The sequence below is a fragment of the Nonomuraea sp. NPDC049684 genome, assembly GCF_044465345.1.
Lineage (GTDB): Bacteria > Actinomycetota > Actinomycetes > Streptosporangiales > Streptosporangiaceae > Nonomuraea.
The window spans coordinates 1-17,366 of sequence record NZ_JBITLO010000012.1; the positions used below are offsets into that span (position 1 = coordinate 1).

General features: G+C 70.9%; 17 protein-coding genes. 12 read left to right on the forward strand and 5 right to left on the reverse strand.

Features of this window, described 5'->3' with window-relative positions; all coding sequences use genetic code 11:
- Nucleotides 1–943: 943 nt before the first annotated feature.
- Nucleotides 944–2,380, reverse strand: coding sequence for a hypothetical protein (locus ACIBST_RS32240; RefSeq protein ID WP_397177161.1), 1,437 nt, complete (start codon nucleotides 2,378–2,380; stop codon nucleotides 944–946).
- On the opposite strand from ACIBST_RS32240, the gene ACIBST_RS32245 reads away from it, so the two are divergent.
- Nucleotides 2,324–3,355: a hypothetical protein gene (locus ACIBST_RS32245; protein ID WP_397177162.1), complete on the forward strand. Its 1,032-nt coding sequence runs from the start codon at nucleotides 2,324–2,326 to the stop codon at nucleotides 3,353–3,355. The two genes, ACIBST_RS32240 and ACIBST_RS32245, sit on opposite strands and share 57 nt — an antisense overlap.
- An 80-nt stretch (nucleotides 3,356–3,435) precedes the next feature.
- Here the strand turns inward: ACIBST_RS32245 and ACIBST_RS32250 are convergent, their stop codons facing one another.
- A complete protein-coding gene (locus tag ACIBST_RS32250; RefSeq protein ID WP_387679901.1) occupies nucleotides 3,436–4,389 on the reverse strand; it encodes an MBL fold metallo-hydrolase in 954 nt (317 codons plus the stop codon).
- A gap of 83 nt (nucleotides 4,390–4,472) precedes the next feature.
- Between ACIBST_RS32250 and ACIBST_RS32255 the strand changes: the two genes are divergently transcribed.
- Nucleotides 4,473–4,865, forward strand: coding sequence for a single-stranded DNA-binding protein (locus tag ACIBST_RS32255; protein WP_397177164.1), 393 nt, complete (start codon nucleotides 4,473–4,475; stop codon nucleotides 4,863–4,865).
- Nucleotides 4,866–4,948: 83 nt separating this feature from the next.
- Here the strand turns inward: ACIBST_RS32255 and ACIBST_RS32260 are convergent, their stop codons facing one another.
- Nucleotides 4,949–6,517, reverse strand: coding sequence for a DUF1015 family protein (locus ACIBST_RS32260; protein ID WP_397177165.1), 1,569 nt, complete (start codon nucleotides 6,515–6,517; stop codon nucleotides 4,949–4,951).
- Nucleotides 6,518–6,631: 114 nt separating this feature from the next.
- Here ACIBST_RS32260 and ACIBST_RS32265 point away from each other — a divergent pair, with 114 nt between their 5' ends.
- Together ACIBST_RS32265 and ACIBST_RS32270 are read left to right on the forward strand one after the other, a co-directional pair.
- A complete protein-coding gene (locus ACIBST_RS32265) occupies nucleotides 6,632–7,057 on the forward strand; it encodes a tetratricopeptide repeat protein (RefSeq protein WP_352326203.1) in 426 nt (141 codons plus the stop codon).
- Between the two features lie 243 nt (nucleotides 7,058–7,300).
- The gene (locus ACIBST_RS32270; RefSeq protein ID WP_397177166.1) at nucleotides 7,301–7,534 is read left to right on the forward strand and encodes a hypothetical protein; all 234 of its coding nucleotides are present in this window, start codon (nucleotides 7,301–7,303) and stop codon (nucleotides 7,532–7,534) included.
- A gap of 655 nt (nucleotides 7,535–8,189) precedes the next feature.
- Here the strand turns inward: ACIBST_RS32270 and ACIBST_RS32275 are convergent.
- On the reverse strand, nucleotides 8,190–8,627 hold the full coding sequence (locus ACIBST_RS32275) for a TipAS antibiotic-recognition domain-containing protein (protein WP_397177168.1): 438 nt from the start codon (nucleotides 8,625–8,627) through the stop codon (nucleotides 8,190–8,192).
- 121 nt (nucleotides 8,628–8,748) lie between these two features.
- On the opposite strand from ACIBST_RS32275, the gene ACIBST_RS32280 reads away from it, so the two are divergent.
- Nucleotides 8,749–9,720 (forward strand): HAD-IIA family hydrolase, encoded by a 972-nt coding sequence (locus tag ACIBST_RS32280; RefSeq protein ID WP_397177170.1) that lies wholly within the window; start codon nucleotides 8,749–8,751, stop codon nucleotides 9,718–9,720.
- Between the two features lie 335 nt (nucleotides 9,721–10,055).
- On the opposite strand, the gene ACIBST_RS32285 is transcribed toward ACIBST_RS32280, so the two are convergent.
- Nucleotides 10,056–10,403, reverse strand: a complete 348-nt coding sequence (locus tag ACIBST_RS32285; RefSeq protein ID WP_397177171.1) for an SCP2 sterol-binding domain-containing protein — start codon at nucleotides 10,401–10,403, stop codon at nucleotides 10,056–10,058.
- A gap of 127 nt (nucleotides 10,404–10,530) precedes the next feature.
- Between ACIBST_RS32285 and ACIBST_RS32290 the strand changes: the two genes are divergently transcribed.
- From ACIBST_RS32290 to ACIBST_RS32320, 7 genes are all read left to right on the forward strand, one after another.
- Nucleotides 10,531–10,704 (forward strand): hypothetical protein, encoded by a 174-nt coding sequence (locus tag ACIBST_RS32290; RefSeq protein WP_352326208.1) that lies wholly within the window; start codon nucleotides 10,531–10,533, stop codon nucleotides 10,702–10,704.
- Nucleotides 10,701–11,513: a TlyA family RNA methyltransferase gene (locus ACIBST_RS32295; RefSeq protein ID WP_352364461.1), complete on the forward strand. Its 813-nt coding sequence runs from the start codon at nucleotides 10,701–10,703 to the stop codon at nucleotides 11,511–11,513. The genes ACIBST_RS32290 and ACIBST_RS32295 overlap by 4 nt, the downstream gene beginning before the upstream one ends.
- Nucleotides 11,510–12,412 (forward strand): NAD kinase, encoded by a 903-nt coding sequence (locus tag ACIBST_RS32300; protein ID WP_352364459.1) that lies wholly within the window; start codon nucleotides 11,510–11,512, stop codon nucleotides 12,410–12,412. Before ACIBST_RS32295 ends, ACIBST_RS32300 begins: the two co-directional genes overlap by 4 nt.
- Nucleotides 12,413–12,506: 94 nt before the next feature.
- Nucleotides 12,507–14,216 (forward strand): DNA repair protein RecN, encoded by a 1,710-nt coding sequence (gene recN, locus ACIBST_RS32305; protein WP_397177173.1) that lies wholly within the window; start codon nucleotides 12,507–12,509, stop codon nucleotides 14,214–14,216.
- A gap of 73 nt (nucleotides 14,217–14,289) precedes the next feature.
- Nucleotides 14,290–15,486 (forward strand): putative cytokinetic ring protein SteA, encoded by a 1,197-nt coding sequence (gene steA / locus ACIBST_RS32310; RefSeq protein WP_397177557.1) that lies wholly within the window; start codon nucleotides 14,290–14,292, stop codon nucleotides 15,484–15,486.
- Complete coding sequence (locus tag ACIBST_RS32315) at nucleotides 15,483–16,457, forward strand: copper transporter (protein WP_397177174.1); 975 nt, start codon at nucleotides 15,483–15,485, stop codon at nucleotides 16,455–16,457. The genes steA and ACIBST_RS32315 overlap by 4 nt, the downstream gene beginning before the upstream one ends.
- Nucleotide 16,458: 1 nt before the next feature.
- Nucleotides 16,459–17,310 (forward strand): hypothetical protein, encoded by an 852-nt coding sequence (locus tag ACIBST_RS32320; RefSeq protein WP_364340006.1) that lies wholly within the window; start codon nucleotides 16,459–16,461, stop codon nucleotides 17,308–17,310.
- The last annotated feature ends 56 nt before the right edge of the window (nucleotides 17,311–17,366 follow it).

The following is a 17,366-nucleotide window of genomic DNA, read 5'->3' on the forward strand; positions in this document are numbered from 1 at the left end:
CCGGAAGTTAAGCTTCTCTGCGCCGATGGTACTGCACTCGGGAGGGTGTGGGAGAGTAGGTCACCGCCGGACAATCTTTCGAAGAGGCCCCACACGGATCGTGTGGGGCTTCTTTGCGTTGTACACCTTCTTCGATGAAGAGGTACAGGGCCCCGCAGCGCGCCCCTGGGGTTGGCTCTGGTGTGGCAGGGGGGCGCCAGTCGCGTCAATCCCAACCGGTTCGCGAACACCGCGAGCCGGTGCGCTGTAGGAGATCACCCCCATATGTCGACGCGTTCTCCGCGCCGGCAACGTTTCATTTGCTTCGTGAGCGGGCCTTGGGTGATGGTGGTGAGCTAATGGCCGTGCACGCGGTTGAACCGACAGTTCCTCGCGGCCGCCTGTCCTGCAAGGAACGAGGAGCAGTGCCCTGGATGGTGTTCCGTTTCCTTCCGGTGGGGTGCATCAGAGGAGAGGCTTCTTTCGGGGCGCCTGGCGCACAGCAGTTGTAAGGTGCCACCCTCTCGCCAGCCGAACAATCGTTGCGAGGCTTCCTCCAATGCCTCCGGGGGCACGTGCACGAGAACGTCCGCCAGATACTCCTGAGGAGACTTCCGTCGCGTCTTTCTGGTGAGCGTCGTTCTGTGGGCGGTTGGTCGAATGGTCGTGGGTGGCTGGAGGGCTCGGTAACGGTCAGGGGCTTGCTAGGCTGGGGGGAGCGGGCCACCCCCACGGGTGGCCTTCGTCGCGTAAGGCCCGAGGGCGGGCGGCGACCAGCCACGGTGGACCGCCGTTGTGAGTCCGCTGAGTGAGCCAACGAAATGGACCAGAAGTGAACAGAGATAACGGATCGGACGGCGGACAGCGCGAGCGCGGCGACTACGGGGACAGGCGCTCCAGCGGCGGCAGGACTGGCGGATACGGCTCTCGCGGGCGTGATTCCGGTGGCGATCGTCCGTTCCGTTCAGAGGGCCGGCCCCGGCCGTACAACCGCGAGGACAGGGCGCCCCGAGGCGCGGAGGGTTCCCGCGACGAGCGTGCGCCGCGGCGCGAGGGTGGTCCCCGGGACGAGGGCCGCCCCTACCGCGACCGGGACGACCGCGGACCCCGCCGCGAGGGCGGCTACGGTGACCGCCGTGAAGGCGGAGGCAGCTACGGCGAGCGCCGCGAGGGCGGCGGTGGCTACGGCGAGCGACGCGAGAGCCGGTATGGCGACCGCGGGCCGCGTCGTGAAGGTTTTGACCGTGGGCCGCGTCGTGAGGGCGGTGGCTACGGTGACCGTGGGCCGCGTCGTGAGGGCTTCGATCGCGGGCCGCGTCGTGAGGGTGACGAGCGTCGTCCTTACCGGGACCGGGATGATCGTGGGCCGCGCCGTGAGGGCGGCGATAGCCGTCCCTACCAGGACCGGGGCCCGCGTCGTGAGGGTGGCGACAGCCGTCCGTACCAGGACCGTGGGCCGCGCCGTGAGGGTGGTGGCTACGGTGACCGCGGGCCGCGTCGCGAGGGCTTCGACCGTGGGCCTCGCCGTGAAGGCTTCGATCGCGGGCCGCGTCGAGAGGGCGACGAGCGTCGTCCCTTCCAGGACCGCGGACCTCGGCGTGAGGGCGGCGGCTATGGCGACCGTGGACCGCGCCGCGAGGGCGGCGGCTACGGTGACCGCGGGCCGCGTCGTGAAGGTTTCGAGCGGGGCCCGCGTCGTGAGGGCTTCGAGCAGGGGCCGCGTCGCGAGGGCGGTGGCTACGGTGACCGTGGGCCGCGTCGCGAGGGCTTCGACCGTGGGCCTCGCCGTGAAGGCTTCGATCGCGGGCCTCGCCGTGAGGGCGGCGACAGCCGTCCGTACCAGGACCGGGGCCCGCGTCGAGAGGGCGGCGGGTACGGCGAGCGTCGCGACGACCGCTTCGGTGACCGTGGTCCGCGTCGTGAGGGCTTCGACCGTGGTCCTCGTGGTGAGGGCTCCGAGCGTGGTCCCCGCGGTGAGGGTTTCGACCGTGGTCCGCGTCGTGAAGGCTTCGACCGTGGTCCGCGTCGCGAAGGGGGGCCGCGTCGAGAGGGCGGGTTCCGTGACGACCGTGGCGGCGGGCAGCGTCGTGAGGGGTTCGACCGGGGTCCGCGGCGCGAGGGTGGCTACGACCGTGGCCCGCGCCGCGACGACTCCTACGGGCCGCGTCGCGAGGGCGGCGGCTACCGTGAGTCGCGTCCGTTCTCGCGTGACGATCGCGGGGAGCGTCCGGGTGGCGGCGCCCGCGCCAGGTACGGCCGGGACGACCGCGACGCCGACGCCCCGCAGCGCGAGAGGCTGCCCGAGGTGGCGCCGGACATCACCGCGGAAGAGCTCGACAAGGAAGTGCGCGAGGAACTGCGTTCGCTGCCCGGTGACCTCTCCGACCTGGTCGGCAGGCACCTGGTCGCCGCTGAGCGCGCCCTTGAGGAGGACGACCCCGACAAGGCGCACGAACACACCAAGGTGGCGCGCCGGTTCGCCGCTCGCATCGGTGTCGTACGTGAGGCTGCGGGCATCGTCGCCTATCGGGCCGGACACTTCTCCGAGGCGCTCAGCGACCTGCGTGCGGCCAGGAGGATGACGGGGTCGGACGCGTACCTGCCGGTCATGGCCGACTGCGAGCGCGGTCTGGGCCGTCCGGAGCGGGCGATCGACCTCGTGCGTTCGCCGGAGGCCGAGCGCCTCGACCGGGCCGGACGCATCGAGCTGACCATCGTCGAGTCGGGCGCCCGGCGTGACCTCGGCCAGCAGGACGCGGCCGTGATCACCCTCCAGCGCCTGCCTGAGCTGCGCGACCCGCAGCCCAAGCCGTGGTCGGCGCGTCTCGCGTTCGCCTACGCGGACGCCCTGGCCGACGCCGGGCACCAGGAGGCGGCGACCGACTGGTTCGCCCGTGCGATGGCCTTCGACGAGGACGGCGAGACGGACGCGGCCGAGCGCTACGCCGAGCTCACCGGAGCCGTCATCGAGGACGTCGAGGAGGACTACGAGGAGGACCTCGACTCCGAGGACGACTTCGACGACGCCGGTGCCGCTGAGGTGGGCAAGCTGGCCGAGGAGGAGGAAGAGGACGACGAGGCCCTGGCCGAGGCGGACGACCTCCTGGAGCCCGAGGCCGCCGAGCCCGCCGCGGCTGACGAACCTGTCGAGCCTGCCGAGCCTGCCGAGCCTGTCGTCGAGCCGGAGGACGCCGTCGCTGCTGAGGCTGCCGAGCCGGAGGCGGGCGAGCCCGCCGACAGTGGCGAGGAAGCGAAGCCGGTGGAGGCCGGGACGCCGGGGATCACGCCCGCGTTCATCGAGCCGAACTTCGGTGACGTGCTGGAGGTCGAGACGGACGAATCCGCACAGGACCGTCCGAAGAAGAACGACGAGTAAGTGTTGCCGCTCCGCCGTACCCCTGATCCTCAGGGGTACGGCGGAGTTTTTGTGTCACATGGGGCGTGGTCGGCCGGTCGTCATCGTTCGACGCGGTTGAGCCAGTGGAGGATGCCCGCGACGTTCGACGGGGCGCCGCTCAGCAGTTCGAACTGCTCGGCCGTCACGTCGTCCGATTGCAGGGCGGTGTAGCGCTCCTTGGTGCGGTCGCGGACCATGGCGACCGCGTGATCGAGGTCGAGGCCCTCGGAGTGTGCCTGGCGGGTGAGATCCACCCAGACCCGGAGCTCTTCGGCGGATCGCTCAAGGGTCTCCTGGACGGCGCCGACCGGTCCGTAGTGGCTGAACAGCAATCGTTGCGGGCCAAGTGCCTGGAACAGGGCGATCGAGTCGAGGGCCGTCTGAAGGTCGAAGTCCGGCGGCGGCGTGGCGGGGCGCAGGTCGCCGGTCTGAGGCAGATACACGCCCGCGGCGTCGCCGACATAGAGATCTCCGGTGGCGGAGTCGATCAGGCCGACGTGGTGCTTGGCGTGGCCGGGCGAGTAATGGCTGCTCAGCGTGCGGCCGTTGCCCAGGTCGATGGCTCCGGTGTCGCCCAGGGCGACGATGCGCTCGGCCTCGGTGGGGGACAGCTCGCCGAAGAGAGTGTCGAGCTGGTCACCCCAGACCATCCGGGCGCTGGCCATCAGACGCGACGGATCGGCCAGATGGCGTGCGCCCTTCTCATGTACCACCACCTGCGCGGACGGGAAGAACTTCGCGATGTCCCCCACACCGCCCGCATGGTCGAGGTGGATATGGGTCACCACCACCGTGGCCAGGTCGTCCGGGCCGACGCCGAGCGAGGCGAGCGCGTCGCGCACCACGGGGGACGAGGTCGAGGTGCCCGTCTCCACCAGGCACGGCCGATCTCCCAGGATCAGGTAGCCGGCGGTGATGCCCGCGTATCCGGCCATTTTGGTGTCGATCTCATAGACGTCGCCGCCTAGTGCGGTGATGTTGTCCACAGGCACTCCCGCGCGTACATCCGTCATCCCCAGAACGACGTTCGCATCGATCCGGGCTTCCCTTCATCGTAGAGAGTGATCTCCTCCGGAACGCAAACGGGAGGACGACAATGGATCGGAACGAGGTCGTGCTGGTGGGGCGGCTGTCAGCGGCGGTCGAGGAATACGCGATGCCGAGCGGCGACATGGCCACGAAGTGGCGCGTCATCGTCCGCCGCCGGCGCAGGCACCGGCGAGGCCCGGCTCTCACCGACAGCATTCCTTGCGTCACGTTCGATCCCGGGGTGGCGGAGATCGTGCGCGGCCTCGAACCGCGGGACTTCATCGAGGTGACGGGCGCGTTCCGCTGCCGGGTCTTCGGCCCGGCCGCCGCCAAGATCTGGCGGTACGAGGTGGAGGTGGGCGCCGTCAGACCCGTCGAGGAGCCGGTTCCTGAGCCGTCTGAGGAGGTGGGGCCGAGCCGGGAGCCGCGGCCGGTGGCTCAGCTGGCCGGGGCGGGGTGACCTTGCCGGCGATGGCGAGGCGCCGCCCCGGGAGAGCGCTCGGAGGTGGGCAGGGAAGGCGCGGCTACGCGGCAGGGGCGGCGTCAGTCGATGGCGAACGTGCGCAGCACCAGGCCGGTACGCGGCTTGGGGCCGAAGGAGGTGGACTTGCGGGGCACTCGTTCGCCGCCCGCGGCGACCGCCAGCACGTCGTGGACCATGAGCGGCTTCAGGATGACGGCGGTGCCGCCCGTCTGGATCGCGAGCCGCAACGCCGCCTCGGTGTCGTGGTGGACGATGCGTACGGCCCGCTCGTCGTCCTCCATGCCCCACACCTTGGGCAAGATGAACTCGCTGAGGATGGAGGTGTTCAGCGAGTTCCAGCGGTCCGAATGGTGGTCCGGCATCGCCAGGTTGAGCTGCACCGGGTCGGGGTCGGTGAGCAGATGGGTGCCGCCCTCCCCGGCGAGCAGGAAGGCGGGTTCGGCCGCGTTCTGCAGCGCCTCCAGGCCCTGCGCGAGGTCGTCGTGGTCGTGCACCTGCCAGGCGCCCCTGGCTCTGGCGGCGGCCTCGGTCAAGGGGAGACCGGGGATGACGCGGTGAATGGCCTTGAGGTCGGGCGGGTAGGCGGTGGAGTCGACGATCAGGGCCAGCCCGAAGTCCCAGGGGCCCAGCGCCTGCCGGGGTACGGCCGGGGCGGAGGCCGGCTCCTCTGACGGATGGGCCAGGTGATCGGTCAGCTCGTGCCGGAACGAGGCGACCGGGCTGGGCATGCTCGGGGGCGTGTTGAGGGAGACGTGCTGAGAGGCTTGGGGAGGTGTGGGCTGGAGGGCTTCTTGTGACAGGTCGTCAGGCGTGGCCTGGTGGGGACCGCTCCGCAGGGCTTGGCGGGCGGCGTGCTCCTGGCGCTGGAGGACGCGGTAGGTGGCGTACCGGTGGTGACCGTCGGCGATCAGGGCCTGGCGGTTGCGCAGGTCGGCGTTGATGGCGTCGATCTCGTCCTGGTCGGTGATCGCCCACAGCCGGTGGGTGAGACCGTCCTCGGTGCCGGCCGTGACGAGGGGCGGTCGTTTGGCGGCCACCTCGTCCACCAGGCGGGTCGCCTTGCCGTTGTCGCCGTTGTAGAGCAGGAAGATGGGTTCGAGGTTGGCCTCGGTGGTGCTCATGAGGGCCAGCCGGTCGGCGATGGGGCCGGGCATGACGTCCTCGTGGGGGAGGATGACGCGTTCGGCGGGGTCCACCAGGCCGACGTCGCCGATCAGGCCGCGCTGGAGGACGTGCGGGCCGCTCTGCTCGTACACGTACAGGGCGGGGGTGTCGTCGGCCACCAGGACGCCGGCGTCCAGCCAGGCCCTCAGCGTGTCCCTGGCCTCGGAGTAACGGGCTTCGAGCGGCACCTCGGTCCGGTGGCGGAGTCTGGACGGGGTCCCGGCGGGCTCACGAGGGGTGCCCGGGTCGTTGGCGGGTGTCGCTTCGGGGTTGCAGGGAAGGATGAGGCGGACGACGTTGTTCGGGTGGGAGGCAAGGAGGGCTTCGACGTCCGCATCGCTGATCAGGTCGTACGGTGGGGAGGTCACCTTGGCGGGATCTTCGACATCGAAACGTACGCCTCGGAAGGGCCGTAGCACCAGTCCGTCAGGCACCGGCAGTTCAGGAGTCCCCATACCGGGCATGCTCCCATAAATGCTCGCGCCTACCAGGAGTTGCCCCAATCGTTTGCTGTCGCGCCCCTTACGCGGCGGAGCGGGAGCGAGGTTCGTCGTCCAGCGATGAAGGAGTCCTCACGCATGGTTCAGGGCGGAAACGGTCACGATGAGTCCGTGGGTGGCGTTCCCGGCGGCGGTGTCTACGACTGGTATCAGCGTGGGGTGAAGTTGCTGAAGGAGGGGAGCCCGGCGGCTGCCGCGGCGTTGCTGGAGCGGGCCGCCGCTGCTGAGCCGCAGTCCCGGAGCATCCTTGAGGCGCTGGCTCGGGCGCAGTTCAACTCCCGTCAGTACGCGGAGGCCGCGGCCAGCTTCCGGCAGATCGTGGATGCGAACCCGGCTGAGGATTATGCGTACTTCGGGCTGGGCTTGTCGTTGTGGCGTACGGGGGATCTGGAAGGGGCTCAGGAGCCGCTGGCCATCGCGGTGGCCATGCGGCCGGACGAGCGGCATTACGTGTCGGCCTTGAAGAGTGTGCGGGCGACGTTGAGGGCTCGCCGGGAGATGTAGGGGTACAGACCTGGCGATGGCGAATGTGGCCTTCCAAGTGGCTGTGCCAGGTCTTCAGAGTCTCTTCCGTCGGTGTCCGCTCGGATGAGGACCGCCCAGGAGCGTCTGCTTGCGGCTGGTCGTGCTGATCGGGTGGGGGCGCCGCAGCTCACTGTCTTGGTGCGGCACCCGAGCTGATAAGGATGATCCTGCGCGACGCAGATGAGGTGATGGCGCAAACGCGGCGGCCCGGCATCTGGACCGATGGGCACACTGTTGCTCACCGACCCCGGATTCGCCAGGGCGACCGAGGTGGGAGAGCGGGAGTTCGTCGTTCGTCGCCTGCACGAATGGACGTTACTCAGGTCGATCGCCGTCAATGCTCGTTGGAAACCGAGGGATGTCCTTGCCGCCTCCGACTGGTTTCAGCGCACGGCTGAGCTCGCCGGCCATTTGGAAGGACACGACCTGTTTGCACCGCCGCCGACCACCGGGTGAGCGACGCCGATAGGTGAGTCAGGTCAGTTCAGAGGGCTTGACGATCTCTCGGTATCCCGTGCCGTACCGCCTGGCCCATCGGGTTGACCTTGTCGCTGAGGTCCTTTCAGGGCTTCGATGAAGCACTCATGCTGTGACGCATGGACGGCCCTGTACGCGCCCTTCCCAGCCGCTGACGGTGGCCGGGGGACATCACGGCACCAGCCTGCCGTCGTTTCCGCGCACCTGGCCAGCCGTGACGGCGCACCACGATGCCGGAGAAGTGGCTGCCCCAGCTCGCTTGGCGACCGACTCGGGTGGTGAGGAGAGCATGGTGATGGGCCGTGCGACATCGCACTGTGTCTCCACGTGAGTGCTCAGGGGTGTGGCGCAGCCAATACAGCCGTCGTGGTAGCCCAGGCCGCCCCTGCCTAAGCGTGCAGGCATGCCGCGGCTGTATCCGGCTGTCCCTGCATAAGGGGCGACATGCCGTGGCTGCATATGGCGGCGGAAGGCTGCGGTGAAGGTCCTGGTCCGGTTTCTGTGGCGGTAGCACGGCGCCATGAGAGGCCATGACCCCGGTTCCGGGCCGGCCGCCGTCTCCACACACACCGGACCCCGGTTCCGGGCCGGCCGCCGTCTCCGTACACGCCGGACCACGGTCAGGTGGCGGGCATCAGCTCTGGCGGGTGGCGTTGGCGAGGATGGCGGATCGGAGGTAGGCGGCGAGGCCGGGGGAGGTGCGGTCGAAGGCGGCGGTGAAGCGGGGGTCGGAGACGTACAGCTCGGCCAGGCCGCGGTGGAGGTCGTACGTGCAGTCGTAGAACCAGCGGGAGAGGTGGGCACGGTGTTCCTCGGCCAGGTCCATCGCGAGGTCGCCGTCGGCCGGGACGCCGGCGTGCATCGCGTCGGCGAGGCGGGCCGAGAGGGCGGCTGCCTCGGCTTCGTGCCGCTGCCAGTCTTCCTTTGTGTACGTCGAGGTGCGGCGTGCGGATTCGGCCCAGGCTTGTGTGTCGCCCCAGCGTTCCTCGGCCTCCGCCGCGTACTCGTCATGGACGGGGGTGCCGAGGGGTTCCGCGTGTTCCTCGGTCGTGGGGTCGGGCTGGCGGGACATGGTCGTCCTTCCGGTGTCGGGTACGGGTTTCCCGATCCACGAGGAGAGGGCTTCCTGTGGCGGGGTACGAAGGCGACGCTAAAGTCTCACGCGGCGTGAGAGTCAAACGGGAAGAGGCGCTGTGCTGATTGACGGCTATGACACCCTGCTGCTCGACCTCGACGGTGTGGTCTATCTCGGACAGCACGCGGTTCCGGGGGCGAGGCAGGCGCTGGAGGAGGCGCAGGGCAAGGGGGTCCGGCTCGCCTATGTCACCAACAACGCCTCCCGCACGCCCGCCGCCATCGCCGCCCACCTGCGGGAACTCGGCGTCCCGGCCACGGCGGCCGATGTGGTGACCTCGGCGCAGGCGGCCGCGCGGCTGGTCGCCGAGCGGGTGGCTCCCGGCGCCGCGGTACTGGTCGTGGGCGGGTCGGGGCTGCGGGTGGCCGTACGTGCCCATGGGCTCAGGCCGGTGTCCGTCGCGGCCGAGTCGCCCGCGGCGGTGGTTCAGGGGATCGCTCCCGGTTTGTCATATGCCCTGCTGTCGGAGGGGGCGCTGGCCGTACGGCAGGGCGCGCTGTTCGTGGCCTCCAACGGTGACAGCACCATGCCGACCGGGCGGGGCGAACTGCCGGGGAACGGGGCAATGGTCCGGGTCATCGCCGCTGCCACCGGGGTTGAACCGGTGTACGCCGGTAAGCCGGATCCGCCGTTGCACCGGGAGTCGATGATCCGTACGGGCGCTCGGCGACCGCTGGTCGTGGGGGACCGGCTGGACACTGACATCGAAGGGGCCTCCAACGCGGGGGTGGAGAGCCTGCTGGTGTTCACCGGGGTGGCCACCCCGCTCGACGTGCTGACCGCTGCGCCCCGGCACCGGCCCACCTACCTGGCCGAGGACCTCGGCGCGCTGGTCCAGCCCTATCCCGACGTGCGGGACGGCACCTGCGAGGGATGGCGGGCCGAGTGGCGCGACGGGACGCTGCACCTCGAAGGCGACGGCAGCCGGATCGACGGCCTGCGCGCGGCCTGCGACGCCGCCTGGACGGCCGCGGGCGAGGGGCAGATCGGGGAGGACGCGGTCAAGGACGTCCTGAAGCGCGTGGGGTGAGGCGATCGGCGCGGGCGGGCAGGCCGCCTCGGCCCTGCTTACCCCGCCCAACAGCGGCCAGGCACCCCACGAGCCCCGTCGTGACCGGCATGCCCCACGGCACGAACGGGTTCGTACACGCCCGTGAGGCAGGGGCAGGTGGGCTTGTCGGGAAAGCGTCAGATGGGGGTAGTCGGGGGCGACGTGGCCGCCGGAGGGCGGCTCAGTCGGTCGGGGGGCGAGGGGCAGGTTCGCTGTTCGCTTGTCGCCTAACAGTTAACGCACGCGCCGAGTAGTTGCCCGACAGCGAACACAGCTGCGCAAGAACAGTCGCGCGAACGCGCACGTTGCACGGGTCAGATCAGCTTGCGCAGGCGCAGCAGGTCGCCGAAGCTCGCGTCGATCTTCACCCGCCCTCCGAGCAGCGCACGAGCCAGGTCCAGTTCGCCGTCGACCAGCGCGACCAGGTCGTCGCTCGCAATGGTGATCTTCACATCGGCCGCTTTGCCGCCCGCCGGCGGCTCCTCGGTGAACGGGTCGAGCCCCCCGTGGTGCAGCCGTCCGTAGAAGATCACGTCGAGGTCGGACACCCGGGCGCTGACCGTGCGCTCGACCACGTGTTTGGCACGATCCTCCGCGCCGATCTCGTCGAACTGGGCGACGAGCCTGGCCAGTGCCGCCCGGCACTCCTCGACGCTTGCCATGTTGGGCATCCTTTCTTTCCCTTTGCGGTCGGTAGCGTTCCACATCACTAGCACCCCCGTATGAGCTTCAACGCGTGACACGCCTGCCAAGGTCCCGGGCGCTCGCCCAAGGCGTTACGGTCGAGTCATGAGTGAGCTGCCGGAGGAGACCGGTGACGAGCGGGTCGACGCCATCGTGGCCGGTCTCGGTCGTGTGGGCGAGCTGCCGGTGAACGAGCACGTGGCGGTGTTCGAGGAGGCGTTCGCCGGGCTGGAGTCCACTCTCGCGGGCGCGGGCGACGAAGCGCTGGGCGAGCGGTGAGCCGGAGGATCCGTCTCGACAGCGAGCTGGTGCGCCGCGGGCTGGCCAGGTCGCGCGAGCAGGCCGCCCAGCTCATCGAGGCCGGGCGGGTCAGCGTGGGCGGCCAGCAGGCGCACAAGCCCGCGACCCAGGTCGACACCGCCTCGGCCATCGTCGTCGCCGAGTCGGCCGACGGGCCCGACTACGTTTCGCGGGGAGCGCACAAACTGCTCGGGGCGCTGGAGGCGTTCAAGAGCCTGTCGGTGGAGGGGCGCAGGTGCCTCGACGCGGGAGCCTCCACGGGAGGCTTCACCGACGTGCTGCTGCGCCACGGCGCGGCCCACGTGCTCGCCGTCGACGTCGGCTACGGGCAGCTCGCCTGGTCGCTGCGCACCGACGAGCGGGTGACCGTGATGGAACGCGTCAACGTGCGCGACCTGACCCCCGACATGGTCGGCGAGCCGCCCACGCTGGTCGTGGGCGACCTGTCGTTCATCTCGCTGCGGCTCGTGCTGCCCGCGCTGGCGCAGGTCGCCGCGCCGCGGGCCGACTTCGTCATGCTGGTCAAGCCGCAGTTCGAGGTGGGCAAGGAGCTCGTGGGCGCGGGTGGCGTGGTGCGCGACCCCGAGCTGCGGGCCAGGTCGGTGCGCGAGGCCGCGGCCAAGGCGCAGGAGCTGGGACTGAGCGTGCGGGGCGTGACGGCGAGCCCGCTGCCCGGTCCCTCCGGAAATGTCGAATACCTGCTGTGGCTGGGCAAAGGAGAGGGTGATCCGCCCGTCGCCGAGCTCGATGCCGAGATCCAGCGTGCCGTCGCGGAAGGGCCGCAATGAACCGGACCGTGCTGGTCGCCGTCCACACCGGGCGGGGGGCCGCCGTCGAGAGCGCCCGTCTGGTCATCAACCGGCTGGTCGGGGCGGGCATCAATGTACGCGTCCTGGACACCGAGGCGCGTGACATCGGCTGTGGCGGGGTGGAGGTCGTCCCCAGCGACGACCCCGGCTCGGCCAAGGACGCCGAGGTCATGATCGTGCTCGGCGGCGACGGCTCGCTGCTGCGCTCGGCCGAGCTGGCCAAGCCCGCCGGCACGCCGCTGCTCGGGGTCAACCTCGGGCACGTCGGGTTTCTGGCCGAGGCGGAGGTGGCCGACCTGGCCTCGGCGGTCGACAGCGTGGTCGCCGGGCGCTACGACGTCGAGGAGCGCATGACGATCGACGTCCTGGCCAGGCAGAACGGCCGGGTGATCGCCGACACGTGGGCGCTCAACGAGGTCACCGTGGAGAAGCAGGAACGCATGCTGGAGGTGGTCGCCGAGATCGACGGGCGGCCGCTGTCCCGCTGGGGCTGCGACGGCGTGATATGCGCCACTCCTACCGGTTCGACGGCGTACGCGTTCTCGGCCGGCGGGCCGGTGGTCTGGCCGGAGGTGGAGGCGCTGCTCCTGGTGCCGATCAGCGCCCACGCGCTGTTCGCCCGGCCGCTGGTGGTCTCGCCGCGGTCCACGATGGCCGTGGAGATCCTGCCCGACACTCCGGGCGGCGTTCTGTGGTGCGACGGCCGCCGCCGTTTCGAGCTGCCCTCCGGATCGCGGGTGGAGGTGCGCAGGGGCGCCGAGCCGGTGCGCCTGGCCCGTCTGCACGGCGTCGAGAACACCGGCGCGCCCTTCACCGACAGGCTGGTCGCCAAGTTCGAACTACCGGTTCAGGGATGGCGCGGGAGAGTGCGACCCTGAATGAATGGAGGGCGGAGCGCGTAGGATCCCATGGGCAACAGGTGTCCGGAGACAATCGACCGGCCATCAGGCACGGCAGTGACGGGAGTGGGCAGTGCGACCAAGGGTCGAGGAGGTCCGCATCCAGGGGCTCGGCGTCATCGACGAGGCCGTACTCGAGCTTTCGCCGGGCTTCAACGTGGTCACCGGCGAGACCGGCGCGGGCAAGACGATGGTCGTCACGGGGCTCGGGCTGCTGTTCGGCGGCCGGGCCGATCCCTCGCGCATCCGTCCGGGGGCCGACAAGGCGACCGTGGAGGGCACGCTCGTCGTCGAGCCCGACGGCCGGGTCGCCCAGCAGGTCGAGGACCTCGGCGGTGAGGTCGAGGACGGCGAGTTGATCATCTCGCGCACCGTCTCGGCCGAGGGCCGCTCCAGGGCCTGGCTCGGGGGCCGTACGGTGCCCGTCGGCACGCTGACGTACCTGGCCGACGACCTGGTGGCGGTGCACGGGCAGATGGACCAGCAGCGGCTGCTGCAGGCCGCCAGGCAGCGCGCCGCGCTCGACCGTTACGCGGGAAACGAGCTGGTCAAGCCGTTGCGGGCGTATTCGCAGGCGTACAAGCGGCACAAGCAGGTCGGGGCGCTGCTCGACGAGCTGACCACCCAGGCCAGAGAGCGCGCCCAGGAGGCCGACCGGCTGCGGTTCGGCCTGGAGGAGATCGAGAAGGTCGACCCCAAGCCGGGCGAGGACGCCGACCTGCGCGAGGAGGAGGAGCGCCTCTCGCACGCCGACGCGCTGCGCAGCGCCGCCACCACGTCCCACACCGCGCTGCTCGGCGACCCGATGGAGGCCGGCGGCGGCGCCCGGGACGTCATCTCGCTGCTCGGGGAGGCGCGCGCGGCCGTCGAGGCCGTGCGCGACTACGACCCCCAGCTCGCCGGCGTGGCCGACCGGCTCGCCGAGGCCGGATACCTGATCTCCGACGTCGCCACCGACCTGGCCGCCTACGCCGAGTCCGTCGAGGCCGATCCGGCCCGTCTGGGAGCCGTGCAGGAGCGCAGGTCCGTGCTGGGCAGCCTGATCAGGAAGTACGCCGAGGACAGCGCCGGAGTGCTGGCCTGGGCCCAGCAGGCCGCCGCCCGCCTGGGCGAGCTCGAAGGCGACGACGAGCGCATCGAGGAGCTCAGCCGCGAGCACGAGGAGCTCACCACCAGGCTCACCACCCTGGCCGCCGAGCTCACCAAGGTGCGCCAGGCCGCCGCCGAGCGGTTCGGCCAGGCCGTGACCGAGGAGCTGACCGCGCTGGCCATGCCCCACGCCCGGGTCGTGGTGCAGCTCACCCAGAGCGCCGAGTTCGGCCCCGAGGGCGTCGACGAGGTGGAGCTGCGGATGGCCGCCCACCCGGCCGCGCCGCCGCTGCCGCTCAACAAGGGCGCCTCCGGCGGTGAGCTGAGCCGCGTCATGCTCGCCATCGAGGTCGTGTTCGCCGGTGCCGACCCGGTGCCGACGTTCGTGTTCGACGAGGTCGACGCGGGGGTCGGCGGCAAGGCGGCGGTCGAGATCGGACGCCGGCTGGCCCGGCTCGCGCGCACCGCGCAGGTGATCGTCGTCACCCACCTCCCGCAGGTGGCGGCCTTCGCCGACCAGCATCTGGTCGTCGAGAAGGCCAGCGACGGCAGCGTCGTGCGCAGCGGTGTCGTCACGCTCAACCACGAGGGGCGCGTCCGCGAACTGTCCCGCATGCTGGCCGGTCTGGAGGACTCCGAACTGGGCCGGGCGCACGCGGAGGAGCTGCTCGGGCTCGCAGCGGCCGACAGGTGATTCTGTGTGACATAGTGGACACGCGGCGTAGTGCTTGGCCTCCGCGCTGTTTCCCTCTGGCAGGATGGTCATGATGAAGGTTCCGGGGAGCAAGATGCCGGGCCTCCGTGGCAGGAAGGTCGGTGACCTTCCCGGTGTGACGGCAGTGGCGAGAATCGACCGGCGAACCAAGAGGCTGACCAAGCGCCTCCAGCCCGGGGAAATAGCGATTATCGACCATGTCGACGTTGACCGGGTCAGCGCGGAGGCGCTCGTCGCATGCGGCGCGGCGGCTGTGGTCAACGTCGCCGCGGGCATCAGCGGCCGCTATCCCAACCTGGGCCCGCAGATCCTGCTCGACGCGAACGTGCCGTTCGTCGACAACGCCAATCCCGAGCTGTTCGAACGCGTCAAGGACGGCGACGTCATCCGCCTCCACGAGGGCGTGATCTACCTCGACGACGACGTCGTGGGCAAGGGCGACGAGCAGACGGCCGAGGCCGTCGAGGCCGCCATGGCCGAGGCGCGCGCCGGGCTGGCCGTGCAGATCGAGGCTTTCGCCGTCAACACGATGGAGTACGTTCGCGGTGAGGGCAAGCTTCTCATCGACGGAGTCGGCGTGCCTGAGATCCGCACCCCGATGGAGGGCAGGCATGTCCTCATCGTGGTGCGCGGATATCACTACAAGGAAGACATCGCCACCCTCCGCCCCTACATCAGGGAATACCGTCCCGTCCTCGTCGGCGTCGACGGCGGCGCCGACGCGCTGCTGGAGGCCGGCTACCTCCCCGACGTGATCGTGGGCGACTTCGACTCCGTCTCGACCAAGGCCCTGACCTGCGGCGCCGAGCTCGTCGTGCACGCCTACCGCGACGGCCGCGCCCCCGGCCTGGAGCGGGTGCACCAGCTCGGCCGCGAGGCGGTCATCTTCCCGGCCACCGGCACCAGCGAGGACATCGCGATGCTCCTGGCCGACGACAAGGGCGCCGAGCTGATCGTCGCGGTCGGCACCCACGGCACCCTGGAGGAGTTCCTCGACAAGGGCCGCTCCGGCATGGCCAGCACCTTCCTGACCCGGCTGATCATCGGCAGCAAGCTCATCGACGCCAAGGGCGTGAGCAGGCTCTACCGCAGCCGCATCACCACCTCCCAGCTCCTGCTGCTCGTGATCACCGCGCTGATCACCATGGGGGTCGCGCTCTTCCTGTCACCGCTCGGCCAGACCTGGCTGAACGGCCTGCAAGACGTCTGGAACGCATTCATCTTCTGGCTGGTCGGACTCTTCTCGTGATCGATTTTCGCTACCACGTCGTCTCCATCGTCGCGATCTTCCTGGCGCTGGCCGTCGGGATCGTCCTGGGCACCACGCTGCTGCAGGAGCCCGCGGTCAAGTCCGCGCAGGAGCTCACCGCGCAGCTCACCAAGACCAAGGACGAGCTGCGCGTGCAGATCGACCAGCTCCAGGGCCGCGAGGCGGGCAACGACGCGTTCGTCACCAGCGTCACTCCGAAGCTGGTGGCCGGCGAGCTGACCGGCCAGCGCGTGCTGCTGGTCGAGGCGCCGGGGTCGAGCACCACGTTCCGCGAGGCCGAGCAGCAGGTGCTGGAGGAGGCGGGCGCCGAGGTGGGCGGGCGCGTCACGCTGACCGAGAAGTTCTTCGACCCCGACCGCAGCGGCGTGCTGGACGGCCTGGTCAACCAGCTCAAACCGGTCGACATGGTCTTCCCGTCCACGGCGACCGTCTGGGACAAGGCCGGCGCGCTTCTCGCCTCCACGCTGCTCACCACCGACCAGGCCCAGGCGGGCACCCCCAACGCCGCGACCGCCGCCGTCCTCAGCGGGTTCGAGGCGGGCGGGCTGGTCAGCACCGACGGCGATCCCGCCAAGCGGGCCATGCTGGCGGTGATGTTCGCGCCGGAGAAGGCGTACGAGGGGGAGCAGGCCGACACCCAGCTGGGCGCGCTCGTCTCGGTCGCCGACCGGCTCGACGCCGCGGGCAAGGGCGCGGTGCTGGCCGGCAGCGCCGCCAACGCGGCCGTCACCGGAGGCGCCGTCAGCGCCCTGCGTGACGACGGCGACGTCGCCAAGCGCGTGTCCACCGTCGATACCGTCGATATGCCCACGGGCCGGGTCGTGGTCGTCTACGCTCTCCGGGAGCAACTGAGCGGGCGGGCCGGCCAGTACGGCATCGGCAGGGGGGCCTCGGCCACCCAGCCCGCGATGACGACCACCACACCCTCACCGACCCAGTCAGGGAGCTGACATGGCCCGTGGCCTGCTCTACGCGCTGGCCGGCGCCGCGATCGGTGCCGCCGCCGCCCGTGCCGCCTACTCCGCCTTCACCCGGAACCGCCCGGCCGACCTGGGCGGCCGATGGACGCGCAAGAACCATCGCGGCGAGCCCATCACCCTGCTGGAAGGGCCCGCGTTCGTGGCGGGCTCCGGCGCCGCGGCCGCGCTCACGCCCGGTCTGGCGCCGCGCACCCGGCTGGCCGCGGTGCTGGCCGGCGTCGGCACCGGCGCCCTCGGGGCCTACGACGACCTCTACGGCACCACGTCCTCCAAGGGGTTCAAGGGCCACCTGACGGCTCTGGCCCGCGGCGAGGTCACCAGCGGCGCCGTCAAGATCCTCGGGATCGGCGCCACCGGGCTGGGCGCCGCCGCCCTCGTCTCCGACGGGCCCGTCGACACCCTGGTCAACGGCGCTGCCATCGCGGGCGCCGCCAACCTCGCCAACCTGTTCGACCTGCGTCCCGGACGGGCGATCAAGGTCGGGCTGCTGGCCGGCGGGCCGCTGCTGGCGGTCTCGCTGCTGCGGTCCTCGCCCGCCGCCGCGGCCCTGGCCGCCGTGCCGCTGGGCGCCGCCGCCGCGCTGCTGCCCGACGACCTCGGCGAGCGCGCCATGCTCGGCGACGCGGGCGCCAACTCGCTCGGCGCCCTGCTCGGGCTGGCCGCGGTCACCAAGCTCGGCCGGCCCGGCAGGCTCGTCCTCCTGGGCACGGTCGCGGCGCTCACCGCCGCCTCGGAGAAGGTCAGCTTCACCAAGGTCATCGCCGCGAACCCGGTGCTCAACCGGCTCGACATGCTCGGGCGGCGTCCCGTCGACCACGTGTGACCCTCCGCGCGCGATTGTCGGTGGCACCTGCCAGGATGTCGGCGTGACCGGATACT